The organism is Gardnerella sp. DNF01180P, assembly GCF_049244205.1.
In the GTDB taxonomy this organism is placed as follows: Bacteria; Actinomycetota; Actinomycetes; order Actinomycetales; family Bifidobacteriaceae; genus Bifidobacterium; species Bifidobacterium swidsinskii.
The window spans coordinates 485457-511390 of the sequence record NZ_CP058386.1; the positions used below are offsets into that span (position 1 = coordinate 485457).

At 41.9% G+C, this 25934-nt stretch carries 18 protein-coding genes and 2 tRNA genes; 19 read left to right on the forward strand and 1 reads right to left on the reverse strand.

Going from position 1 to position 25934, the window contains the following annotated elements:
* Nucleotides 1–394: 394 nt before the first annotated feature.
* From HXT40_RS01805 to HXT40_RS01820, 4 genes are all read left to right on the forward strand, one after another.
* Nucleotides 395–2245, forward strand: coding sequence for an ABC transporter ATP-binding protein (locus HXT40_RS01805; protein ID WP_288231245.1), 1851 nt, complete (start codon nucleotides 395–397; stop codon nucleotides 2243–2245).
* Between the two features lie 2 nt (nucleotides 2246–2247).
* Entirely contained in the window at nucleotides 2248–4299 is a 2052-nt protein-coding gene (locus tag HXT40_RS01810) for an ABC transporter ATP-binding protein (RefSeq protein WP_410310319.1), read from the forward strand.
* A 102-nt stretch (nucleotides 4300–4401) separates the two neighbouring features.
* A tRNA-Asp gene (locus tag HXT40_RS01815) sits at nucleotides 4402–4475 on the forward strand.
* 43 nt (nucleotides 4476–4518) lie between these two features.
* A tRNA-Phe gene (locus tag HXT40_RS01820) sits at nucleotides 4519–4591 on the forward strand.
* Between the two features lie 48 nt (nucleotides 4592–4639).
* On the opposite strand, the gene galE is transcribed toward HXT40_RS01820, so the two are convergent.
* Nucleotides 4640–5650 (reverse strand): UDP-glucose 4-epimerase GalE, encoded by a 1011-nt coding sequence (gene galE / locus HXT40_RS01825; RefSeq protein WP_004108540.1) that lies wholly within the window; start codon nucleotides 5648–5650, stop codon nucleotides 4640–4642.
* Nucleotides 5651–5892: 242 nt separating this feature from the next.
* On the opposite strand from galE, the gene HXT40_RS01830 reads away from it, so the two are divergent.
* From HXT40_RS01830 to murD, 15 genes are all read left to right on the forward strand, one after another.
* Complete coding sequence (locus HXT40_RS01830) at nucleotides 5893–6102, forward strand: YggT family protein (protein ID WP_231130981.1); 210 nt, start codon at nucleotides 5893–5895, stop codon at nucleotides 6100–6102.
* 152 nt (nucleotides 6103–6254) lie between these two features.
* Nucleotides 6255–7583 carry a DivIVA domain-containing protein gene (locus HXT40_RS01835; protein ID WP_012914407.1) on the forward strand — a complete coding sequence of 443 codons (1329 nt, stop codon included), beginning with the start codon at nucleotides 6255–6257 and terminating at the stop codon, nucleotides 7581–7583.
* A gap of 96 nt (nucleotides 7584–7679) precedes the next feature.
* Nucleotides 7680–8174 carry a signal peptidase II gene (locus HXT40_RS01840; RefSeq protein ID WP_033888518.1) on the forward strand — a complete coding sequence of 165 codons (495 nt, stop codon included), beginning with the start codon at nucleotides 7680–7682 and terminating at the stop codon, nucleotides 8172–8174.
* Nucleotides 8167–9105, forward strand: a complete 939-nt coding sequence (locus tag HXT40_RS01845) for an RluA family pseudouridine synthase (RefSeq protein ID WP_033888466.1) — start codon at nucleotides 8167–8169, stop codon at nucleotides 9103–9105. The genes HXT40_RS01840 and HXT40_RS01845 overlap by 8 nt, the downstream gene beginning before the upstream one ends.
* A gap of 46 nt (nucleotides 9106–9151) precedes the next feature.
* Nucleotides 9152–12718, forward strand: a complete 3567-nt coding sequence (gene dnaE, locus HXT40_RS01850; RefSeq protein WP_116994638.1) for a DNA polymerase III subunit alpha — start codon at nucleotides 9152–9154, stop codon at nucleotides 12716–12718.
* An 81-nt stretch (nucleotides 12719–12799) separates the two neighbouring features.
* Complete coding sequence (locus HXT40_RS01855) at nucleotides 12800–13522, forward strand: hypothetical protein (protein WP_004108527.1); 723 nt, start codon at nucleotides 12800–12802, stop codon at nucleotides 13520–13522.
* A gap of 198 nt (nucleotides 13523–13720) precedes the next feature.
* A complete protein-coding gene (glnA, locus tag HXT40_RS01860; RefSeq protein WP_004107357.1) occupies nucleotides 13721–15058 on the forward strand; it encodes a type I glutamate--ammonia ligase in 1338 nt (445 codons plus the stop codon).
* 600 nt (nucleotides 15059–15658) lie between these two features.
* Nucleotides 15659–16471 (forward strand): division/cell wall cluster transcriptional repressor MraZ, encoded by an 813-nt coding sequence (gene mraZ / locus HXT40_RS01865; RefSeq protein ID WP_421777295.1) that lies wholly within the window; start codon nucleotides 15659–15661, stop codon nucleotides 16469–16471.
* An 11-nt stretch (nucleotides 16472–16482) separates the two neighbouring features.
* Nucleotides 16483–17508 carry a 16S rRNA (cytosine(1402)-N(4))-methyltransferase RsmH gene (gene rsmH, locus HXT40_RS01870; RefSeq protein WP_033888517.1) on the forward strand — a complete coding sequence of 342 codons (1026 nt, stop codon included), beginning with the start codon at nucleotides 16483–16485 and terminating at the stop codon, nucleotides 17506–17508.
* Nucleotide 17509: 1 nt separating this feature from the next.
* Nucleotides 17510–18133: a hypothetical protein gene (locus HXT40_RS01875; RefSeq protein ID WP_102703206.1), complete on the forward strand. Its 624-nt coding sequence runs from the start codon at nucleotides 17510–17512 to the stop codon at nucleotides 18131–18133.
* Nucleotides 18133–19974: a peptidoglycan D,D-transpeptidase FtsI family protein gene (locus HXT40_RS01880; RefSeq protein WP_410310320.1), complete on the forward strand. Its 1842-nt coding sequence runs from the start codon at nucleotides 18133–18135 to the stop codon at nucleotides 19972–19974. Before HXT40_RS01875 ends, HXT40_RS01880 begins: the two co-directional genes overlap by 1 nt.
* Nucleotides 19975–20016: 42 nt before the next feature.
* The gene (locus HXT40_RS01885; RefSeq protein WP_421777296.1) at nucleotides 20017–21042 is read left to right on the forward strand and encodes a UDP-N-acetylmuramyl peptide synthase; all 1026 of its coding nucleotides are present in this window, start codon (nucleotides 20017–20019) and stop codon (nucleotides 21040–21042) included.
* Between the two features lie 91 nt (nucleotides 21043–21133).
* Nucleotides 21134–22723 (forward strand): UDP-N-acetylmuramoyl-tripeptide--D-alanyl-D-alanine ligase, encoded by a 1590-nt coding sequence (locus tag HXT40_RS01890; RefSeq protein ID WP_033888465.1) that lies wholly within the window; start codon nucleotides 21134–21136, stop codon nucleotides 22721–22723.
* Between the two features lie 78 nt (nucleotides 22724–22801).
* Nucleotides 22802–23905 (forward strand): phospho-N-acetylmuramoyl-pentapeptide-transferase, encoded by a 1104-nt coding sequence (mraY, locus tag HXT40_RS01895; protein WP_004108513.1) that lies wholly within the window; start codon nucleotides 22802–22804, stop codon nucleotides 23903–23905.
* 24 nt (nucleotides 23906–23929) lie between these two features.
* Nucleotides 23930–25531 carry a UDP-N-acetylmuramoyl-L-alanine--D-glutamate ligase gene (gene murD, locus HXT40_RS01900; protein WP_421777297.1) on the forward strand — a complete coding sequence of 534 codons (1602 nt, stop codon included), beginning with the start codon at nucleotides 23930–23932 and terminating at the stop codon, nucleotides 25529–25531.
* Nucleotides 25532–25934 lie beyond the last annotated feature (403 nt).

Sequence of the window (25934 nt, forward strand, 5' to 3'; positions counted from 1 at the left end):
GCCAACTATCTTCGTGTTGCTCAATAAGTTTCTTCTTGGGTGTTGGCTTGAGCTTGCAATGATAGTAAAAAAGACATGGATAATGCTACTGAGCAAGTAAGCATTTTATTAATAGCTTTTTTATATTCATAACAGTACCTCTTTATACATGCGAATATACATTTTTTCAGTATATAACTTTTATAAGATGAAATTAATGGTTTTTGTAAGTTGAATCTGTAGAAGCACTTTTTCGTATGTGATTTGTCTGTATGCTAATATGTCAAAGATTAATCTATTTATGCATTTGGTAATGAAGTAACTCAATACGGGAATATTTCCATGCGCAATAGTTAAAATTTGAGAAGTGATATTATTAAACCTACACATTACATTATATATGGGGAGGAGCACAATGGCGGGGAATTTGAAGGACAATTCGCGAAAAATTAAAAATAATCCTCCTCGCGCATTGCGTACGATTCTGTCATCTTTAAAAAAGTACCGTTTTCTCGGCGTCTTAACAGCTGTTACTATTCTCGTTGAAGCTGCTATGCAAATTGAGATCCCTACAGTAATGTCAAATCTTATTGATTTTGGCATTATGTCACGTTCTCAAGAAGTTGTGCAATATTATGGTTTGCAATTGCTTATTTTTGCTGCAATTGCAATGATTGCAGGCGTTATTTCTGGTATTTGTTGCGCGCATTCTAGTGCTGGTTTCGGTAAAAATTTACGTCACAACATGTTTTCACGCTTACAAAGTTTAAGTTTTTCTGATTTAGATAAGTTTTCTAGCGGCACTGTTGTTACGCGTATGACTAGCGATGTGTCAAATGTGCAATTTGCTTACCAAATGATTATTCGCTCTGGTGTTCGCAGCGTTATGATTATCATCACTGCTTGGTGGTTTACTTTTTCAATTAGCCCTGCTATCTCGTGGGTTTTTCTTTCTTTCGTGCCTATTATTGGTGCAATTGGCGCTGTTGGAGCTAGTATAGTTGCTCCAGCATTTTCTCGAATTTATCGAATGATTGACGAGATGAATAATAGAGTTGGCGAGAATTTGCATAATATTCGCATCGTAAAGTCTTATGTGCGTTCTGATTATGAAATAAGTCGTTTTACGCGTATTTCACATAAAATCTATGATTATTTTATTAAAGCTGAGTATGTGTTAAATTGTAGTATTCCTTTGTTTAACTTATGTTTTTATTCTGGCATGCTACTTATTGCGTGGTTGGCTTCGCACGAAATTGTGGCTTCGGGAAATAATCCTGCTTTTGGTTTAACAACAGGAAATCTTGCTGCATTAGTAGTGTATGCTTTGCAAATTTTGTTTGCTTTAGCGAATTTAGTTGCAGTTTTTGTAATGTCGTTAACAGCTCGAGCTTCGATGCATCGTATTTCACATGTTTTGCAATCTCGAAATACTGAAGTTGTTTCCAAGCATCCGCTGACAAAGCTTTCTGACGCTTCTGTGCGTTTTGAAAATGTTTCGTTACGCTATCCTCAATCAGATAATACAGATGAATCTGCTCCAGCAGAACAGGAAATTTTACATGATATAAATATATCTATTCCTTCTGGAGCAACTGTTGGTGTTGTTGGTGCAACGGGATCTGGAAAATCAAGTTTAGTGCAATTAATTGCAAGACTTTATGACGTAACTTCTGGCACTCTTTTTGTAGGTGGAAAAGATATTCGCGATTATGATTCTTCTAGTTTGCGTGGAGAAGTTGGCGTTGTCCTACAAAAAAATATTTTGTTTAGTGGCACAATTGCAGAAAATCTTCGCTGGGGTAGAGCGGAAGCAAGCGATGATGATTTGCGTCAAGCTTGCGAAATTGCTTGTGCTGATGAGTTTATTAAAGATTTACCAGATGGCTACAATACGCATATTGATCAGGGCGGTAAGAATGTTTCCGGTGGTCAACGACAGCGTTTGTGTATCGCGCGCGCACTTTTGAGGAAGCCGAAAATTTTAATCCTTGACGACTCGATGAGTGCAGTTGATATGAAAACTGATAGTAAAATTCGCGATGGCTTGAAAAAGTTTATGCCTGATTCTACGCAAATTATCGTTGCTCAGCGCATATCTTCAATCGAACATGCAGATATTATTGTTGTTCTTAAAGATGGTCGTGTTGTTGCTAACGGTTCGCATGATGAATTATTTAAGTCTTGTGAATTTTACAGAAATATGGCGATTTCTCAAGAAAAAAGTAGCATAACTGGCGCAACTAAAGAAGAAGGAGCTAAATAACAATGGCTAAGAATAAAACGGCTCACTCTTCTAAAAATGATTCAGCTATTAGTTGGGAAACTCTTAGCAGACTTGCCTCTTATGTGCTGGTGTATCGAGTTAAAATTTACGTAATTATTGCATCAATAATAGTTAGCGCAATTGTGCAAGCTGCAAGTGCAGTGTTTTTGCAATCTCTTGTGGACTCGTATATTCTTCCGCTTGTTGGTAAGCATAATCAGGATTGGACGCCTCTTGTTCGCATGATTATTCTGATGGCAAGTGTTTACGCTGTTGGTGTGTTTTGTTCTTGGCTTTGGAGCAGACTTGTTGCGAATATATCTGAAAGTGTTATGCGTGATTTGCGAGATTCTATGTTTAAGCATCAGCAGAAGCTTTCATTGCGTTACTTAGATTCTCAAGGTTACGGCGATATTATGAGTCGTTACACAAACGATACTGAGGTTCTTCGTGAGGCAATTTCGTGGGCATTTCCGGACTCTTTTTCTGCACTAATGTCAATTTTGGCAGCGTTTATATCTATTATGTGCCTATCGCTTCCGGTTGCAGTTTTTGTAGTTATATTTACTGCAATATTGCTTTATTTAGTGCGTTTTATGCTAAAGAAATCTGGCAGTCTATTTGAGCAATTCCAGCATGCATTAGGTGAGCTAAATGAGTTTGTTGAAGAATCTGCAACAGGCAGCAAAGTGATTAAAATTTTTAATCATGAGACAGATTCTATTGAAAAATTAGATAATTGCATAGAAAAAGTGCAAAAAATTTCTGCAAGTGCAAATTCTTATGCAAATAATGTAATGCCTGTTATTAGTAATGCAAGCTATTTGCTTTATGTATTAATTGCTTTACTCGGTGCGTGGGCTGCTTCAGCAGGTCTGCCAACGCTGGGATTAGCTGGATCTAGTACTCTTACATTGGGTACACTTATATCTTTGCTGGCACTTTCGCGCGCATTTATTAACCCTATTGGCGAAATTACAATGCAAGCTAACGCACTTATGATGGCTCTTGCAGGAGCTTCTCGTATTTTTGAGTTACTTGATGAAAAGCCAGAACTTGATTCTGGCAGTGTGCAATTAGTTAAAGTGCGTGTACTTCAGTCTGATGAAGATCTTGGAGAAAAATCAGCATTTGATGTGCTTGAAGAAGTAGATGAACAATCTGAAGGAAGCAATATTTATTGGGCTTGGAAAAGATCAAAGCAAGATAATGGTACTAAAGCTAAAAAGCGCGCTCAAAACTTAAGTGAAATGGCTCAAGAGATTGTGTGCCATGCAAAGCGAGATGCTCGCACTTCTAAGGATGGCCGCTATACTTTGCTTCGAGGCGACGTGCGTTTTACGGATGTTGTGTTTGGTTACAAAGAAAATCATCCTGTTTTACACGATATTACGTGGTTTGCGAAACCTGGTCAAAAAGTTGCTCTTGTTGGAGCTACAGGTGCTGGAAAAACTACTATTGCTAACCTTCTTACGCGTTTTTACGACATCGATGATGGGCAAATTTTGTATGATGGCATTGACGTGCGCGATATTTGCAAAACGGATTTGCGCCACGCTATTGGCACTGTTTTGCAAGATGTGAATTTATTTACAGGCACAATAATGGACAATATTCGTTATGGAAATCTTGATGCTAGCGACGAAGATTGTATTCAAGCTGCAAAATTAGCTCATGCTGACGCGTTTATTTCTCATCTTCCTGACGGATACAATACGCAGCTTAACAATGGTGGTGAAGGGCTTTCTCAAGGTCAGAAGCAGCTTATTTCTATTGCTCGTGCTGCAGTAGAAAATCCGCCTGTGTTGATTCTCGATGAAGCAACTTCATCGATTGACACGCATACTGAAGAGTTAGTTCAGCATGGAATGGATTCTTTGATGGAAAGGCGTACTGTGTTTGTAATCGCTCACAGACTGTCTACAGTGCGCAATGCTGATGTGATTATGGTGCTGGATCACGGTCGCATTATTGAGCGCGGTTCACATGAGGAATTATTGGCAAAACGTGGGGAGTATTATCAGCTTTGCACTGGAGCTGTTGAGCTTGAATAATAGCTTGATTTTGTGCGGCAACACGCCGAACACGCGCGGCACTTGCATTTTGCTAAGGATTCTGTAAGATAGTGACTCGGCTGTTCGAGAGAACAAAGCCACGGCCCCGTAGCTCAGTTGGTTAGAGCGCCGCCCTGTCACGGCGGAGGTCACCGGTTCAAGTCCGGCCGGGGTCGCGATTAATAGAATACCCGGTTCGCCGGGTTTTTTATTCGTCATGGCTCTGTAGCTCAGTTGGTAGAGCGAACGACTGAAAATCGTTAGGTCAGCGGATCGATCCCGCTCGGAGCCACAACAAAAACGCGCGACACGATTTGTGCCGCGCGTTTTGTTTTATTCGCTAGTCAAGCTGCTTCCACGAATCAACATCAATATGATGCTCAGGATTTGCCTGCCAAGCTGCCCAAGCAGATTCTACGATATCCTTAACGTCGTAGCGAGCATGCCATCCCATTTCTTCGTTAATTCGCTTCGTGCTGCCAATAAGCTGTGGAGGATCTCCAGCTCTGCGATCAAGAACAGTTTCTTTAAATGGTAAACCGGTAACTCTGCGCACTTCGTCAACAATTTCGCGCACAGACGTGCCCTTACCAGTTCCTACGTTAAAAGCATCGTACTTGCGCTCGTCGCGATCCAAATATGTGAGTGCCGCAATATGCGCGTCTGCTAAATCAGAAACGTGAATATAGTCGCGAATGCAAGTGCCATCAGCAGTAGGATAGTCGTCGCCAAAAATAGCAGGTGCTTTTCCTCGCTGTAGTCTGTCAAGAAGCATAGGAATTAAGTTCAAAATCGCAGGATCTTCCAATTCCACCGGACCGCATCCAGCTACGTTGAAGTAACGCAGTGCGCAGAAGCGAATTCCGTATGTGTGCTCGCAAGCACGTGCCATCCACTCGCCAAAAAGCTTGGTTTGACCATAAGGGTTAATTGGCAACATTGGCACAACATCTTCTGGTACAACTTCAACAGGAGGCACTCCATAAGTTGCTGCAGAAGAAGAAAATACGAGCTTCTTAACTCCGCTATCTTTCATGCCTTCAAGCACATTAAGCATGCCGTTAATATTCTGTTGATAATACCAAAGTGGCTTTTCTACGGACTCTCCAACTTGCTTTCTAGCAGCAAAGTGAATTACAGCATCGACGTGCTCATCTTTCATAATTTGCGCAAGTCGCTTTCCTGCATCAGGAGAAGAGATATCCATACCATAAAGACGTGCGCCTTCAATTCTTGTAGGCTTTCCGTAGCTTAAATCGTCAACGACGACGACATTTTGCTTTGTTTCATGTAAAGCGTGAACTACATGTGCTCCAATGTATCCGCATCCACCTGTAACAAGAACAGTCATTGTCGACCTTCCTTTTGAATAATATCAATACAATCAGTGAGATTATATCTCGTAAAACTGAAGTTTAATGATATGCATCTGTTGCATAACATCTGTTATTCTCGCATTTTGATTCTGTAGCGTATGCTTAACTTGAATGTGTTAGTTGTATTATTTTGTAAGGTGATGTTCGAATGATATTTGTTGCGTTATCTATATTACGTGTGATTATACGCGCTTATTTGATAATAATGATTATTCGAATGGTTGCAGATTGGTTATTTGTGCTTGTTCCTCGTATGCGTCCTAGAGGTGCTTTTAATTTTCTAATACGGATTATTTATTTCATAACAGAACCGCCATTACGCGTATTGCGCAAGTTTATTCCGCCAACTCGTTGTGGAAATATTAGTATTGACGTAAGTTATATGCTTTTATATTTTGCTCTATACGTTCTTCAAATTTGGTTATAGATGAGTTTATGGTTTTTTAACGCGTAATTTTTATAAAAGCGGCGTTTTGTTGCATAAATTTTTGTATTAACCGCACTAATTTTCTGCGGACGTGATAGCATCGAATAGATATATATCAAAGGGCTATGCCCAAAAAGCGAGGTGTAAAGCATATGACTCTGTTGACGCCTAAGGACATTCGAGAGCATACCTTCCAAATTGTACGTTTTAAGGGAGGTTATGACGTTGACGAGGTCGACGAGTTTCTCGATCAGGTTACAGAAACAATAGAAGCACTCGGTCAGCAGGCAGTGCAGGGCCTAGGGGCTTCCACGCAATCTCTTGGCCGTGATGTTGCGGGTTTGAATACGAAGATTGCTGAGTTAACTTCTAAGGTAGAATCCTTAACTAAAGAAAATGAGGCATTGCGTGATGCTTCTAAGAAGCAGGGTGAATCAAATGAAGCTGCTTCTCAACTTGAAGCTACTGCAACTAAGTTGCGTGAAGCTGAAGAAAGTAATCGTGCTTTGACTGCTCAAAACCAGCAGTTGAAGGAACAGTTAGATGGTTTGGGTGCGCAGGTAGATCAGTTAACTGCTCAAACTGCTCAAGCAGACAATGCTAAGCAGGTTCAAAAAGAGCTTGAAACTGTTACTCGCGAGCGTGACGACTTCCGTGCAAGCAGCGAAAACTTGGGTCGCGAGCTTGAAACTGTTCGCCAGCAGCTTGTTGTCACTCAGCAAGAAAACACTAAGATTGAGGAACTTTCCAAGCAGTTGGAAGAGTCTCGTCAGCGTGAAGAGCAGCTTCGAAAGCAGGTTGCTAAGATGGAACCAAATACTGAAACTGGTAGCTTGCAAAAGATTGCTGGTGCTGGTGCAGAAGCACAAGGTTCTGAGCCAGAGCGTGCAACTGCAATGTTGACTCTTGCTATGCAATTGCATGATCAATATGTAGATAAAGGCAAGGCTAAGGCTCAACAAATTGTTGAAGAAAGCCAAGCTCGTTATAACGAAACTGTTGCTAAGGCAGATGAATATTCTGCACGCACTCGTTCTGAAGCTGAAGAATACAGCAAGCAGACTCATGCTGATGCTGACGATTACTCTACTCGTACTCGCGGCGATGCTGATTCTTATGCTGCTCGTGCTCACAATGAGGCTGATGCTTACTCTGGTAAGGTTCGTCAAGCTGCTGATGATTACTCTAAGCAGACGCATGATCAAGCTGACCAGTATGAAGCTGAAGTACAGCATCGTGCTGCAGACTATGATTCTACAACTCGTACAGCTGCTGATGCATATGCTCGTCAGGTACGTGAGAATCTTGAGAAGCAAACTCAAGTTATTGAAGGAAATATTCAGAGCCTCAAGCAATTTGAGACTGAATATCGTACTCGCTTGACTGATTTCCTTGGTCAGTTGGTTGCTCAAGTTTCTGATGAAAATACCTATGCTGCATTAGGCAACAAGCAGGGTGAAGAATCTGGTAAGCAAGAGTAGTTTTTAGCAGTGCGTGACTGATATTTTAAAATGTTGCGCACTGCACCGATACTATTTGAATTACTAAAGATCGGATAAATATTGACGCATAGAGATGTGCGTGTGAAACGGCTACGTACTCGCGTAGCCGTTTTTGCACTAATTGTTTTTATTGGTGTTGTGCTAGATCGCATAACAAAACTTTGGGCTTTGGCGACGCTTAGTGACGGGAAAAACATTGAGCTTGTGCCGCACTTGCTTTCTTTAACTCTTGTACGAAATCCTGGAGCATCATTTGGCTTAGGTTCTTCTTTTACATGGGTTATTAGCGTATTAGCTTGTGCTGCTTGTGGTGCCATGATAGCGGCTATTAAGCACACAAAATCTTTGTATTGGACTATTGCGTTTGCTCTAGCGTTTGCTGGAGCTTTCGGAAACCTCATTGATAGAGCGCAATATGCTCAAGGTTTTTTGAATGGCAAAGTCGTAGATTTTATAAACTACGGTTGGTCTGTTGGGAACGTTGCAGATATTGAGCTTATGTTTGCAGGAATCGCAGTTGTATGCCTTATTTTGATTGGGATTCCTCTTTTCGGGCATGCCGATGAGTGATATTTGCTTTAAAGTTACAAGCCAATTTTCCGGCTGCAGATTTGATGTTTGCTTATCAAAACTAATGGGAGTTTCGCGTGCAAGTGCGATATCTCTTATTGAGCGTAACCAAGCGAAAATCTTAGGTAGAAAATCGCAAAAATCCTCCATTTTGCAAGATGGCGATACGATTGTTGTCGATCAAAAAGAAAGTGCAGAACAAAAAGAAGAGCAAAATAATGAATCTTCTGTATGTAATATTCCAATTATTTACAACGACGACGATGTTGTTGTAATAGATAAGCCTGTTGGAGTTGCCTCTCACGCAGCAAAGGGATGGAGTGGGCCGACAGTTCCAGAATGCCTAGAAGCTGTTGGAATAGATATAAAAACAACGCTGTGCGACGAATCGCGCAAAGGAATCGTAAGCAGATTAGACGTTGGAACAAGCGGATTAATGCTAGTTTGTAAAACAGATTTTGCTTATGAAGTAATGAAAAATCAGTTTGCAAAGCATATCGTTAAAAAAACGTATCATGCGCTTGTTCAAGGAGATTTAGCGCAAGATAAAGCTACTATTGATGCTCCTATAGGTCGCGCAAAAGTATCTGATTTTCGTTTTACTATTACTTCTGACGGCAAGCCTGCTGTTACGCACTGGGATGTGCTTGAGCGTTTTAGTCAAGCAACGTTAGTAAGCGTTAATTTGGAAACTGGTCGTACACATCAAATACGCGTCCATTTTTCGTCTATAGGTCACCCTTTGGTTGGGGATTCAATGTATGGAGCGAACCCAGTTTTGGCTCAAAAACTTGGGTTGCAACGTCAATGGTTGCATTCTATGGAACTTACTTTTACACATCCTCGCACGGGTAAATCAGTGACGGTTAAGTCGCATTATCCTCTTGATTTGCAACACGCGTTAGAAGCTATGCGAGCATTATTAAAGTAACGTTTTTGCATTTTTTCAGTCAACTTTCGCTTATAGAATATCTTTTATGACTCAGCCGGAAACCAACTTCGTACATTTGCACAATCACACGCATTATTCACTTCTAGATGGTGCGTCAAAAATACCTGATTTAGTAGCGCGCGCTAAAGAATTAGGTATGCCGGCTGTAGCTATTACGGATCATGGCAACATGCACGGCGCGTACGAAATGTGGAGTACGGCTGTAAAAGCTGGGATTAAGCCAATTATTGGCATAGAAGCGTATGTTACTCCTGAAACAGCAAGACAAGACAAAAGTCGCGTGCATTGGGGCACGGAAGATCAGCGTGCAGATGACGTTTCTGGCGGCGGTTTAATTACGCATATGACTTTGTGGGCGGAAAACGATACTGGCTTAACAAATCTTCTTAAAGCTTCGTCTGTGGCGAATCTTGAGGGTAGAGTTATGCGCTACCCACGTATGGATAAAGACGTGCTTTCAACCTACTCAAAAGGTGTAATTGCGTCTTCAGGATGCCCTTCTGGAATTATCCAGACGCGTCTTCGCTTAGGTCAGTTCAAAGAGGCTTTACGAGCAGCTGGTGAGTTTCAAGATATTTTCGGGCGTGACAATTTCTTTATCGAGCTTATGAATCACGGGCTTTCTATTGAAACGCGCGTAACTAAAGACTTGCTTGAAATTGCAAAAAAACTTAACGCACCTCTTCTTGCAACAAACGATTTGCATTACGTTCATGAAGAAGATCGTGAAGCGCAAGATGCTATGCTTTGCATTAATTCCGGCTCGCGCTTGGACGATCCTGACCGTTTTAAGTTTGACGGTTCAGGATACTATTTGAAGTCCGCTGAGCAAATGCGTGAGCTTTTTAAAGAATTTCCAGAAGCTTGCGATAACACGCTTGAGATTGCTCGTCGATGCAATGTTATGTTCGACGACGGCGAAGATGGCGCTTTTATGCCGCAATTTGACTGCCCGGAAGGTTGGGATGAGACTTCGCTATTCCTTAAAAAAGTCGAGGAAGGTTTGGAGCGTCGTTACAATAACAACATTCCAATGGAAGTTTTAAAGCAGGCTGATTACGAGTGCGGTGTGATTTGCCAAATGCAATTCTGCGGATACTTTTTAGTTGTTGCAGATTATATTAATTGGGCTAAAGCGCATGGTGTAATGGTAGGTCCTGGTCGTGGTTCTGCTGCAGGCGCTATGGTTGCGTACGCAATGGGCATCACAGAGCTTGATCCTATGAAGCATGGTCTGATTTTTGAACGCTTCTTAAACCCGGAGCGCGTATCCTTGCCTGATATTGATGTTGATTTTGACCCGGATGGCAGGGCCAAAGTTCTTGAATACGTGGGCGAAAAATACGGTAGAGATAAAGTTGCTCAGTGCGTTATTTACGGAACTATTAAAACGAAGCAAGCTCTTAAAGATTCTGCGCGTATTATGGGCTACGAGTTTTCAGTAGGCGAAAAAATTACGAAAGTTCTTCCTCCTGCTAAAAACGGCAAAGATATGAGCTTGCACGATATTTTCGACGAAAAATCAAAGCGTTACGCTGAAGCGCGCGAGTTTCGCGAAATGTACGACACGGATCCAGATACTCATCGCATTACGGAAGAAGCTAAGGGCATTGAAGGTTTGATTCGTCAAACAGGTGTGCATGCTTGTGCAACAATCATGGGCTCGGAGCCAATCACAAACACTTCGCCACTTTTAGAGCGCACTGACGGTACTATTACTACAACTTTTGAGTATCACACTTGTGAAACGCTCGGTCTTGTAAAAATGGACTTTTTGGGTCTTTCCAACTTGACAGTTATTCGCGATACTTTGCGAAATATCGAAAATAATGGGAAGGATCCGATTGATTATACTAAGATTCCGTTAGACGATAAAGCTACTTATCAACTGCTTTCTAGGGGTGATACTTTAGGCGTTTTCCAGCTTGATTCCGACGGTATGCGTGCGCTTCTACGTACTTTGAAACCGGATAATTTCAACGATATTTCGGCTTTGATTGCACTTTACAGGCCTGGTCCTATGGATATGGATTCGCATACGAATTATGCTAAGCGCAAGAATGGTTTGCAAGATATTATCCCTATTCATCCAGAAGTTGCTGAGCCGTTAAAGGAAGTTTTGGACGAAACTTACGGTTTAATTGTTTACCAGGAGCAGGTGCAGTCTGCAGCGCGTATTTTAGCAGGATACAGTCTTGGTAAAGCAGATGTGTTACGTCGAGCAATGGGCAAGAAAAAGCCGGAAGTGCTGGCAAAAGAACAGGTGCCATTCTTTGAAGGTATGAAAGCTCACGGATATTCTGAAGAAGCTGCACAAGCTGTGTGGGATGTTTTGGTTCCGTTCTCTGGTTACGCGTTTAATAAAGCTCACTCTGCAGCTTATGGCTTGATTTCTTACTGGACTGCATACCTAAAAACGCATTATCCTGTGGAATTTATGGCAGCTTTGCTTCAAAACGAACGTACGAATAAAGACAAAACTGCACTGTACTTGGGCGAGGCAAGGCGCATGGGTATTCAAGTTTTGCAACCTGATGTAAACGAGTCTGTTCTTGAGTATTCTGCAGTTGGAGATGTTGTGCGCTTTGGTTTGGGTGCTATTCGTAACGTTGGAGACAAAGCAGTAAACGATATTATTACTGAGCGTGAAGGTGAGCGCGGACGTTTCGTAAACTTTATGGATTTCGTACAACGTGTTCCTATTAGTGCACTTAATCGACGTTTAGTAGAGTCGCTTATTAAAGCTGGAGCTTTTGATTCTATTGATTCAAATCGTCGTGCGCTGTTTCAAATTTGTGATCCTGCAATTGATTCTGTGATTGCGCTTAAGCGCAAGCAGGCAGAGGGTCAGTTTGATTTATTTGCTGATCTTGATTCGTCTTCTGACTCGGATGACGACAACGGTATGGGAGATATGCAAATTACTGTACCTGATGTTGAAGAGTGGGATAAAAAGACAAAGCTTAATTTTGAGCGAGAAATGCTTGGATTGTACGTTTCTGATCATCCACTAAGCGGATTGTCTGCAGTTTTGGCAGATTTACGTGAGATGTCAATCGCTCAACTGATCGACAGAGCAAGAACTATGAGCGATGGTCAGCAAGTAACTATTGCAGGCCTAGTTACGAGCGTAGATAGGCGAGTGTCTCGAAAAGGTAATGCTTGGGCGATTGTCACAGTTGAAGACATGGAAAGTTCAATACAATGCATGTTCTTTGGCAAAGTGTACGAAGCTTCAGCGCAAGAACTTGCAATTGATCAAGTTGTGCGTATTCGTGGACAAGTTGAAGTGCGTGATGAAACTGTTTCCATGCGTGCTACAGAGTTTGAAATACCAACTCTTGAATCAGTGGGTGAGAGACCTTTAACAGTTGTTATTCCTCGTAAAGTTCTAGATAAAGGTCGTGTTGCGCAATTAAGTAATATTTTGAGCCGACATCCAGGCTGCTGTGAAGTGCGCTTGGCTCTTGTCGACGATACAGGCAAGGCGCAAGTTCTTACTTTTGGAGATCGTTTCCGCGTAAAACGAGATACTTCTTTGTTTGCTGAAATGAAAATTGTTTTTGGATCTAGTTGTTTGCCTAGCGCGTAGAAAATATGCACTACTGGTTTGATAAAATATAAAACTAGGTATGCTTTAAGAATTACATTGAAAGAGGAGGAAATAACGAATATGTTAAACAACGGTGACGAGCGTAACAGTGACGATAAGCGTAAAAATGATGGTGAGCGTAACAATGACGATTCTGTGCGCACTTCTTTTACTGATGCGGAATTAGATAATGCGCTCGCTGGATTTGAACGTGAATTTAAAGAAGAGTCGCAAGAAAATTTAAATAGCGAAAATTTAGAAAATAACCAAAAAAGCGACGATAATCAAGAAAATGATTTTCTTGATCAAGCTATGCGCAATATTGAAGAAGCTAATTTTGAAGAAGATTTGCAAGGTTTGCTTGGAAATAAAGCAAAAGTTGCGTTAATGATTACGTATGTGCAGCCTGCTCAGTTACTAGCTGCTTTTTGCAAAATGGCTAGTGTTTCAGCACGATGCTTCGATGAAGAGCAAGGTGCTGTTGCAGTATTAAAAAATTTGGACGGCAATGAGCCGGAAGAAGCAGTGCAAAAATTTGTTGATTTCTTCCGTGGAATGGATGTTATGCTCATTACAAATAGAGCTGATAAATTAACTGCAAAAGTTTACGAATATAATTGCGAACCGCAAGAAATAGTTGCGCCTATGGCGTTAGCTGTGTGGTCGCGTACAGTAGAAGATTTAGCTATTGGCATGGAAACAGTTGAAACTATTTCGAAACAAAATATAGAAATGTTCAATAGTGACGATTTGAGCGATGCGAACGCGTACGAGCTATTCCAAAAATATGGCAAAAGAAAGTAAAAATAATTAAGCAATTAATTGGCATATTAAATTGAAGAAGTTGCGTTAGAAAGTAGAAATTTCATTACAATTACGTAAATTCATTGCAGATAAGCTCAACATATGAAGCGCAATACGAAATAATACACTACAATTGCACGTGAATATGCATATGTGCGTGGCTATGCATACAACCGGATGATACCCAAGGGGTTTATTATGGATCGACAACAAGAGTTTGCTCTACGTACTGTTGAAGAGCGAGACGTGCGTTTTATTCGACTCTGGTTTACGGACGTCTTAGGCACGCTTAAATCCGTTGCTATTGCCCCTGCTGAATTAGAAGCAGCTTTTGAAGAGGGAATAGGGTTCGACGGCTCAGCAATAGAAGGCATGACTCGCGTCCTAGAAGACGATATGATTGTGAAGCCGGATCCGTCGACGTTCCAAATTCTTCCATGGCATGGAGGTCCGGAAGGCACAGCGCGCATGTTCTGCGATGTGCTAACTCCAGACGGAGAGCCTTCACTGGGAGACCCTCGTCACGTTTTGAAGACTGCGCTCGCAAAAGCGAAAGAAAAAGGATTTACTTTCTACGTTCATCCGGAAATTGAGTTTTATTTGTTTGAAGCTCAAGATGATTGGTCCAAAGCTCCTGTGCCGATTGATGAGGGTGGCTATTTTGACCACGTTCCTAGAAGTTCGGCTATGGATTTCCGTCGTAGTGCAGTTAGTATGCTTGAGCAAATGGGTATTTCTGTAGAATACTCGCATCACGAGGGCGGTCCTGGTCAAAACGAAATTGACTTGCGTTATGCAGATGCTCTTACTACCGCGGACAATATTATGACTTTCCGCACTGTAGTTAAGGAAATTTCTCTTGAGCGCGGAATGTATGCAAGCTTTATGCCAAAGCCGCTAACTGATCAGCCTGGATCGGGTATGCATACGCATTTGAGTTTGTTCGAAGGTGACACGAACGCTTTTTATGAGGCGGGTCAAGAATTTAATATGTCTCTTATTGCGCGTCAATTTGCGGCTGGTATTTTGCATCATGCTTCAGAAATTTGTGCTGTAACTGATCAATATGTGAACTCTTACAAGCGTTTGTGGGGTGGTGCGGAAGCTCCTAGCTACGTTTGCTGGGGTCATAGCAACCGTTCTGCACTTCTGCGTGTGCCGCAATACAAGCCTGGTAAAGGCAATTCTTGCCGAATGGAATTCCGTGCGCTAGATCCTGTGGCGAATCCGTATCTTGCTTACTCTGTGCTTCTTGCTGCTGGTTTGGATGGTATTGAAAAGCAAATGACTTTGTGCGATCCAACTAGCGACGATGTTTGGGAGCTTACTGATGCTGAGCGTCAAGCAATGGGTATTCAGCCATTGCCGGAATCCTTGGATGAAGCACTAAAGATTATGGAGCGCTCGGACTTCGTTGCAAGCGTATTAGGTGAACACGCTTTTGAGTACTTCTTGCGCAATAAGCATCAAGAGTGGGAAGAGTACCGTCGTCAGGTTACGCCTTTTGAGCTTGAGAAGTATTTGCCGCGTTTGTAACGCGAGCGACTTTGTACTTTAGAGGCCTTAACGCAGAAACTGTACTGCGTTAGGGTCTTTTGTTTGATGTTTTGGGACACTGCTGCAGATTGCGCTCGCGCGGATTACGCGCTCGCTTACGAAACTCGCGTTGGAAGTCCACTGGACTTCCAACTTTAGCGAGTTTCCGCTCCGAGTTGCCTTCGCGCTAAATGTCAGCGCTCAGGCAGGTCGTCAGCGCACACTAACCACAACCTAGTTTTTAAAGCGCAACCACGCAACTCTGCCCTGCCTTCGTCAATCGAGACGAAGGCAGACCTCGCTTGCGGTGAAAGCACACTGTGCTTTCAACTCTGAGCAAGCTCGGCGCTCCGAGTTGCCTTCGCGCGCTAAATCGCAGCGCTCAAGCAGGTCGTCGCGCTGCGTGAGGGTCTTTTGTTTGTTGTTTTGGGACATTGCTGCAGATTGCATACTGCTTTAGGGTCTTTTGTTTTCTATTGGTGGTTTGCTTCAAAAAAATCAAAAATTTTGTAAAAAAGTGGGGATTTTTGGGGAGGAATGGGGTAAAATGGTGAACAACGTGTAAATGGCATAGTACATGTTGAGTTAAGGAGGTGGAGTATGGCACGTCGTGCTGCTGATAAGCAACCGCGCAATAACGCCAATTCTTCCTCTTCGCATTCCATAAATCAGGCTCAACAAGCTGCTGATTCAAATGTTTCTCAGCAATCGCAGATGCCACTGCAAATGCAAGATTCACAAGTGTCTCAGCAGCAATACGTTCAGCCTGTTCAACCTGTACAGTCTAAGCAGTCAATTCAGGGTTATTATGGTATGCCTTCAACTGTTATGCCAGCAATGCAGCAATATATGCCAGCACCGGTTTTCACCTCCACTCCGTCTGGCGCTGCTGATTCGTCTGCACAAGCTGCAGCTATGCCAGTTGCACCTTTTTATGCTTCTCAATATCAAGAAGCTGTGTCAACTCATCCAGCAACACCTATTTTGTTAGGCACTTATACTCCAAAAATTGACGATAAAGGTCGTGTTGCACTTCCTGCAAAATTCCGTTCTCAGCTCGGAACTGGTTTTGTTATGGCTCGCGGTCAGGAGCATTGTGTTTACGTGCTACCTATGGTTGAGTTCCAGCGTATGGCAACGCAAATTCAGCGCACATCTATGAGCAATAAGTCAGCTCGCGATTATCTTCGTGTGTTCCTTTCTGGTGCTGTTGATGAAGAGCCAGATAAGCAGGGACGCATTGTTGTGCCGCCAATGTTAAGAGATTACGCCAATTTGGGCGATCAAATTGTTGTTATTGGTGTTGGTATGCGTGCAGAGATTTGGAATAAGTCTGCTTGGGAAGAATATCTTGCCGATCGTGAGCAAGGTTATGCAGATATTGCTGACGATGTACTTCCGGCGGTGATGTGATGACTGATGCTATGAAAGATATTACAGCTATTCACGCACCGGTATTATTGCAGGATTGTGTTGATTTAGTTACTCCTTCTTTGCAACACAAAGGCGCAATAGTAGTAGATTGCACTTTAGGCCTTGCTGGTCATGCGACTGCTTTTCTTAAAGCTGCGCCTTTTGCAACACTTATTGGTATTGATCGTGATTCTGAAGCACTTTCGTTAGCAACGCAAAGAATGCGCAGCGAAGGTCTCGAGAATCGTTTTATTCCTGCACATGCAGCATTCGATGAGATTGATGAAGTGCTACAAGAAAACAGCATTGACCGTATTGATGCTGCTTTTATGGATTTGGGTCTTTCAAGTTTGCAAATTGACGAAACTGATCGCGGTTTTTCTTATTCTCACGATACAGCACTTGACATGCGTATGGATACGACGCAAGCAACTACTGCCGCAACGATTTTAGCTACTTATGATTCTCGAGAATTAACTAGAATTTTCCGAGAGTATGGTGAAGAACGTTTTGCTTCTCCTATTGCTCGTCGTATTGTTGAAGTTCGTGCTACGGAGCCTATTGCTACTTCGGGTCAGTTGGTTAGCTTAGTTGACTCTGTAATTCCGAAAGCTCATCGCGCTACTGGAAATCCAGCAAAACGAGTGTTCCAAGCTTTGCGTATTGAAGTGAACGGTGAATTAGATAAATTGAGCCGTACTCTTCCTAAAATTGCTTTACATCTTCGTGAGCATGGTCGCTTAGTTGTTGAATCTTATCATTCGTTGGAAGATACAGCTGTAAAACGTTTTATGAATCAAGGATTAACAGTTGATGTTCCTGCAAACATGCCTGTTATTCCTGATGATGCTCAGCCGTTCTTTAAAGCTCTTACTCGCGGAGCTATGAAAGCTTCTAAAGAAGAAATTGTTCATAACACTAGATCTTCTTCAGTTCGTTTGCGCGCTGTCGAATTATGCCGCCCTATCCCGGAGCGTTGGATTCCAAGGCTTGAAGATGAGGCGGCTGGTCGTAAAGCTATAAAAGGAGGTCGCTGACATGGTATTGAACATGCAAAATCGTGTTTTGCGCTCTTCTGCGTCTTCTGCTTCAGCTCCAGCTGGTCGTACTAAAGATAATTCGACTCGTAAAGAATACGTACATAATTCTGCTCCTTCGGTGTTTAACCCATCTCAACGTAAATCTTCTGCTGTGCTTGAACGATTCAGCAAGGTTATGACATGGAGCAATACGCGCAAAGTACCTCTTGTGAATTGCATGATTATTGTGATTTTTATGGTTGTTACGTTGTTGACTTCGCTTCTTTTGCGTACGCAAATGGCAGAGATTTCCTTCGACCAAACTGCAGTACAGATGCGTATTTCTCGTTTGCATCAGGATGTGGAAGCTCGTCAAGCGAAATTAGATACTTTGGAATCTGAACTTCCTGCAAGAGCGCAACGAATGGGAATGGTTCCGCAACAAGGTTCTATTTCTATTGACTTGAGTGATTATGCAGCAAAACGAAAACATAGTCATTCTGAGAAAACTAAGCACGAAAAACAAGCCGATAACTCAAAACAAACAAATAACTCAAAACAAACAAATAACTCAAATAAAACTCAAAAACAAGACCAACAAAATCGTCAATATCAACAGAAAGCAAAACAGGAGAAACATTGATGCGCCACATTTTTAAACAACGTTTCGCCAGAGAACAAAACTTTGTTCGTAAATGCGCTGTTATTGCTATAGTTTTCGCTTTCATAGGCATTTGTGCCGTTGTAAAGCTTAGCTATATTCAGCTAATTAACGCACGTTCTACTGCACAGGCAGCTCAAGCAGAACGCAGTAGAGTGCGCCCAATTCTTGCTCGTCGTGGCAAAATTTTGGATTCCAATGGTGCTGTTCTTGCACAAAGCGTTGAGAGATTCAATATTATTGGAGACCCTCTTAACGCTCAGGCTTTTAAGCCTACGCCATGCACTAAGCAGACTGAAAATAATTGCCATATGCTAAATGGTAAACCGGTAGAGGGCACGGGCGCTGTGGCGGTTGCTCGTTTGCTAGCTCCGATTCTTCACATGAGTTCTGTAGAGCTTGGCGGAAAATTAGCTGGCGTTGGTCGTTACGTTTTGTTGAAGCGTAACGTAACTCCTGCAGTTAAGCGCGCTATTGACAATCTTAATCTTTCCGGATGCATTTATGCAGAAAATAGTAGTGAGCGCGTGTATTCTAGCGGTCCAATTCTTGGTTCTGTAATTGGCGCAGTTTCAAATGCAGATGAAGTTAATCGTAAAGACTTAAAGAATCGCAAGGGCGAAGTTGGTGTTTCTGGACTTGAGCTAACTCATGACTCCACCTTAAACGGTGTAGACGGCTACCAGCGTTATCAAGGTAATAATGTTGGAAATGAGAAGATTCCAGGAACTGTAACAGAATCTAAACCTGCTGTAAACGGCAGTGATATTAAGCTTACGATTGATAGCGATGTTGATTGGTATGTTAAGAAGGTTCTTCTTGACGGAAAGAAACAATATCGTGCAGCATGGGGTGTTGCAGTAGTTCAGGATGTTCGAACTGGCGAAATTCTTGCTTTGGAAGATACTGACGATATTAAAGCTGGTAGCACACAATCCAAAGTAAACGTGTCTCGTGCAGTAAGTCAAACCTTTGAACCAGGTTCTATTGGTAAGGCTTTTGCAATGGCTGGTATGTTGCAAACCGGCGCTCACAAGCTTAGCGATCAGTTTGCGGTTCCTAACAGCATTAATAAGAATGGTCAAACATATCATGATGCTGTTGATCATGGTGTTGAACATTGGACTTTGGCTGGTATTCTTGCTGAATCTTCAAACATTGGTATGGTTATGGCTGGCGAAAGGTATCCGTTAGATAAGCGCTACGAATATCTTTATAAGTTTGGTCTTGGTCAGTATACCGGATTGAATTTGCAGGGTGAATCTCGCGGTTTGCTTCCTAGCATGCAATCTTGGGATGGTCGTAAGAAAGATACTGTTCTCTTCGGCCAAGGTTATGCTGTGAACGCTTTGCAGCTTACTAATGCTATGGCAACTATTGCGAATAAAGGCGTGAAACTGCGTCAAACTTTGATTAAGTCTGTTATTGATTCTAATGGTCATGTAACTAAAGCTGGGCGTGCTCAAGGAACGCGAGTTATTGATGAGAATGTTGCAGCTCAAATGATGAACGCTCTTGAAAACTCAGGTGAGCATTATCACAGTTTCGCAGGTGTTGATGGTTACCGTGTTGCTGCAAAGAGTGGTACTGCAGAAGTTGCGGGACCTGATGGCCGTCTTAGCTCCACAATTAGCGACTGGTCTGGTGCTATTCCGGCGGATAATCCTCGATTCATCGTAACCGTTGTGCTAAAAGATCCACAAGGTATTTATGGTGGTATGACTGCAGGTCCACTGTTCAAAACTATTGGAGAATTCTTAATGCAAAAGTATGATATTCCAGCTTCTTCTCCACGCACAAATCCTGTTCCTGTGAATTGGTAGTGTACGCATTACAATGTTGTTATCTATAAAGTAGGGTGTGCAATGAGTGCGGTTGATGAATACTCTAGAATTAGAGTGACGCTAGGTTTTGCTGCAAAAAATTATGGTTTTGAAGTTGTTCCTGCGTTTGCTTCAGAGGTAACTATTACTTCTATTGCTCATGATGTGCGTCATGTGCGTCCTGGTGGATTATTTGTGCCAATTGGTCATATCGATCGTCGTCAGCTTGAAGCTGCACGTGATGCTGGGGCATATGCTGCATTAGTTTCACCAGAATTTCGTGGTGAGGCTGCAGATTTAGGTCTGCCTTTGCTTGTTTCTTCTGCTAATCCAGTTGCTTTGGGCAAGCTTGCTTGTGATATTAATGCAGATCCTTCTTCATGCGTTGCAATATTTGCGATTGCTGGTGACGATGATGATGAGATCCATGCTAATGTTTTGCGATTAGCTGATTTTTTGCATATGTTAGGTAATCCTGTTGGTGTTATTAGTGATGCTGGATCTACTTCATTGCAGCGCGAATTGTCTTTGCAATATCCTTTAAATATTGCAGATGTACAGCATGCTTTATCTGTGTGTGCAGAAGATGGTGCTGCAGCTGTTGTTATTGCACTTAATTCTGCAACTTTAGCTAAGAACGCGTTACAATCCGTCAGTATTGATGTTCTTGGCGTTGAGCAAACTCAGAATGAAAGCAATTCTGGCGCAGGGTCTGATTCTCAATCTGATGCTAAGTCTAAAGATAGTTCTGATACTAATTCTGAATCTAAAGATGCAGCCTCAAATGTGAAAGTTAGTGCAAAGGCATCTTCTTCACCGCTTTACCCGGCATATGCAACCGGCATGAGTTTTTATGCGTTGCGTCAACGTTATGGTTTTTCTGGAAGAGAGCACGCTTATTGTGTTACTAGATCGGCTGAGTCTGACGAATTAGCTGAATTAGCGGATCAAATTGGTGGCAATGATGTGCAGCGGCATCTTTCATTATCTATTGCAATGGTGTTAGCTGCTGGTGTTCGTTGTGGGACTATTAAAAGTGCGCTGCGAGTTTCGCATGAACTGCACTGAATTATGCTGATTTCATTCGAGTTTTCAAATAAATTAATTGCGTGAGTTTTGTTTAAGAGCTTTTAATTATGTGGCTAATTTGGAGGATGTTATGAGTTGTGTTGAAACTTCGTGTGCCAGCAATGCTGAGAGTTTAGATCATGCCGATATGATGCCTATGAGCATAAGCGAAATTGCTAAAGCTGTTCATGGGGAAATACACGAGTTTAATAGTTGTGACACAGATTTAGTTGCAAATTCCGTTTTTAGTGATTCTCGTCAAATCCGTAACGGTTCTGTGTTCGTAGCTATAGTTGGTGAACATGTTGACGGTCATGATTATGTAAAGAATGCTGAAAAATCTGGAGCTGTTGTAGCTATTGTTGAACATGTTGTCGAAGGCACTAATCTCAATCAAATAGTTGTGAATAATTCTATAGAAGCGCTGGGCTTGCTAGCTAAACATAATTTGGAACTTCGCCGCAATCTTAACAAACCTTTCACTATTATTGGTATTACTGGTTCCGTTGGCAAAACAACAACGAAAGATATGTTGAAGGCTTTGTTGAGCACGCTAGGCGAAACAGTTGCTCCTGTTGGATCTTTTAATAATAATATTGGTTTGCCTCTTACTGCTTTGCAAGTTGGCAGTAATACTCGATTTTTAATAGCAGAAATGGGAGCTAATCATGTTGGCGAAATTGCCAATTTAACTCATATTGCTCCTCCGGATCTCGCAATAGTGCTTAAAGTTGGTGTGGCTCATTTAGGTGAATTTGGCTCAGTTGAGCGCATTGCGCAAGCAAAAAGTGAGATTGTGCGTGGGCTTTTGCCACATGGCATAGCAGTATTAAATTCCGACGATAAGCGAGTTTCTGCAATGTCTTGTCTTGTAGAAAATAAGCATGTGCGCTGGTTCGGTAGAAATGTTAAAAACGGATTGCTGGAATCAGCTAGTAAAGATGACTACCAACTTTCAGCTAGTAATATAAAGTTAGATTCTTTTGGTAAAGCAGTTTTTACTACCACTGAACGTAGTAATTCTTCTGATCTAATGAATCATATTGAAGTGCATCTTGCTATACAAGGCGAGCATAATGTTATGAATGCGCTTGCAGCAGCAAATGTTGCTAGATATTTGGGAATGACTTTAGATGATATTGCTTCTGTGCTGTCTAAAGTTTCGCATATTAGCCCGCATCGCATGCAATTGAGTACAGTTTCTAAGAATGACGAGAAATTTACACTTATTGATGATTCCTTTAATGCAAATCCTGATTCTATGAAAGCAGGAATCGATGGTTTGTGCGCCTATGAAAATGATTCTTGTAGTGCATCTTCGAAACCTTTCCGTATAGCGGTTCTTGGTTCTATGTTGGAGCTTGGCAGCAACGAAGATGAATTGCACACAAATATTGGAGAATATGTGGCAAATTCGAGTGTCGATGCAGTTGTTGCTGTTGGTTCAAAAACGGACTCTGACTTAGATAAATTAGCTCACTGTATTGCTCAAGGTGCACGTTCTTCTTGGAATAATAAACTACTTTCTTCTCACGATGCAGTCTACTTTGTGCACAGTGCGGATGAGGCTGATGATATTGTTTGGAAAATTGTGGCCGAGCATCCGAGTAGTGTTGTGTTATTGAAAGGCTCTCATGCTTCAGGCTTGAGTGTGCTTGCTGAACATTGGGCAAATATTTAACTGCTCGATGCTCAATATAAGTGTGAAATTAATAAATTAAGTATTATAGCAAACGGAACAGTAAACGGAGGTTAAGCGGTGATTGCGCTTATTGTAGGAATTGTGGTGTCGCTCGTAGTTACGATTGTTGGCACGCCTTTGCTTATTCGTTTAGTGCATCGTTTGCACTACGGTCAGTACATTCGCCAAGATGGACCACAATCTCATTTAGTAAAGCGCGGCACGCCAACTATGGGCGGTGTTGTTATTAACTTTGCTGTAGTAGCAGGTTGGGCTGCTTCTGCTCTTTATAGATATGTTTCTGTTGGTCGCTCGCCTTCATGGTCTGCTGTTTTGGTGCTGTTTGCAATGCTTTCAATGGGTTTGCTTGGCTTTATTGATGATTTTGCTAAGGTTCGTAAAAAGCAGAATCTTGGTCTTTCTGTACATGCGAAGTTTACTGGTCAAATTATTTTTGCAAGTATTTACGCGCTTTTGTCATTGCTATTGCCAACTCAATCTGGTATTGCTAGCGCTCAACCTGGAATGAGTTTTATTGAAAAACCATTTTTTGATTTTTCTATACTCGGCAACGGTGTAGGAATTGTAGTATTTATTGTTTGGGTTAATTTCCTTATTGCTGCTTGGTCTAACGCTGTAAACTTGACTGATGGACTTGATGGTTTAGCTTCTGGATCTTCTATGATTGCTTTTGCTGGTTACGCTTTGATTGCTTTTTGGGAAAGCTACCATGTGCGTGGAGGCGGTCATTTTGGATTCTCTTACGCTGTTTCTGACCCTCTCGATTTAACTATTATTGCTGTTTGCGCTGCTGTTGCTTGCTTTGGATTCTTGTGGTTTAATTCGAATCCTGCTCAAGTATTTATGGGAGATACTGGTTCGTTGGCTTTAGGCGGATTATTTGCAGCTCTTTCTATTGCAACTCACACAGAGTTTTTGGCTGTGATTTTGGGTGGATTATTTGTAATGGAAGCTGCAAGTGACGTTATTCAAGTTGGATTCTTTAAAGCTACGCATAAGCGCGTGTTCAAAATGGCTCCTATTCATCATCATTTTGAATTGCTCGGCTGGACGGAAACTAAAGTTGTTGTACGATTCTGGATGATTGAGCTTATGTTTGTGCTTTCTGCACTTATGATGTTCTACGCCGATTGGGCAGGGCATTCTGGCTTGCTTATTTAATTTCAAAAATTGGAAGGCTTCAATATGAATATTGTCGATGGCAATGAAGTATCTGTTTCGTCTGAATCTACTTGTAAGTCGTGCACAAGCGATAAAGCATTTGCTTTTAAGCGTGTATTAGTTGCAGGTCTTGGAGTTTCGGGTCGTGGCGCAGCTGAGGTTTTGCGCGCTGTTGGATCTGAGCCTGTGACTGCAGACGAAAATAAGCCTGATGCCGATATACATGATTTTTCAGCAATAGACTGGTCTAAAATCGATGCTGTTGTTACATCTCCAGTATTTAACCCTCGCACGCCATTTTTGCAAGAAGCTGCATCGCGCAATATTCCAGTAATGAGCGAAGTTGAATTAGCGTGGCGCTTGCGCGTACCTTCTAAGCGCACGAATAAACCTGCTTATTGGATTGGCATTACTGGCACAAATGGTAAGACTTCTACTACAGAAATGACTTCTGCAATGCTAACCGCTTGCGGATTAAATGCTCCAGCCGTGGGAAATATTGGAAAGTCTGTGTCACATGCTGCTTTGGAATGTGAGCATGATGCTTTATGCGTTGAATTAAGCTCTTTCCAATTGCATTTCACTGATTCTTTAGCTCTTGATTGTGCTGCTATTACTAATATTGCTGCTGATCATTTAGATTGGCATGGTGGCATGGAAGCGTACGCTCGTGACAAGTCAAAAGTATTTAATAATGTGCAAAAAGCTTTGGTTTACAATGCTCAAGATGAGCGTGTAAGCAAATTGGCAGATTGTGCACAAGTTGCTGATGGTTGTAAAAAGATTGGTTTTACGTTAGGAGAGCCTAAAGATGGTGAAATTGGCGTAAAAGACGGTTGGATTGTCGATAACAGCGGTGTTGCTGGAGGAACTAAAGGCACTCTAAAACCTATTGTCGAATTGCGTGAGCTAAAACATCTGTGCGAGCCTGATGGCAGTGTGTATCCGCATTTATTAGCTGATGCTCTTACTGCGTTAGCTTTATCTTTAGGTTTAACTGGTGACGTAGATTCTTCAGTTCGTGCTTTACGCGAATTTGCTCCTGGAGGTCATCGCATTCAAACAGTTGCGACTTTGATGTCTGAAGATGAAAATCCTTCGCATTGTATTAGATTTGTAGATGATTCTAAAGCAACTAATGCTCATGCTGCTTGTGCATCTTTAGCTAGTTTTGCTAATAATTCGGTTGTTTGGATTGCTGGCGGTTTAGCTAAAGGTGGTCATTTTGAAGATTTAATTGCAAACCAACTTCATGTGATTAAAGCAGTTGTTGTTATTGGAATAGATCAACGTCCAATTGTTGAAGCTCTTCACAGTTCAGCTCCTCACATTCCAGTAACTATTGTTTCACAAGATGGTTCTTGCGCTAAATCATATGATTGCGTTGATGACTTAGTTTGTGAGTATATTGAGAATACTTCGCTTGTAAATCCTGATTCTTCATTCGGTGAGGCTGTTATGCGTCAAACTGTAGAAGCTGCTGGGCGTTATGCTAAGCCTGGTGATGTTGTTCTGCTTGCTCCTGCTTGTGCCTCTATGGATCAATTTGTTTCGTACGCCGATCGCGGCAATCGTTTTGCTAAAGAATCTCAACGATGGGTGCATAATCATGGTATTCAACAGTAATAAGCCTAAAAAGTTTTTGCGTTCATTAGCGTGCAAAGTCTCAGAAGTTATTATGGAAGATCATATTGAAACAGATTCAGATTCTTCTCATTCTTCCCAAAAGCAAAAATTTGAATCTTTTAAAAAATCTATTAGAACTTCAGCAAGTAAAGTAGGCGAGTCCGTAAGCAAAGCAGGAGCGTATGCAAGCAAAGCGGGTAAGGAATTAGGCAAATCTGTAGGAAAGTCTGTAAGTAAGTCCGTAAGTAGTTCTGTTACTAAAGTTGGCAAATCTGTAGGTTCTTCTTTAAATGAATCTGTAAAATTTGTAAAAGATGTAAAGAAGTCGAAAGCTGCGAAACCAGCGAAACCAGCAAAGCTAGCGAAACCAGCAAATACAGTAAAGCCAGCAAATACAGCAAAG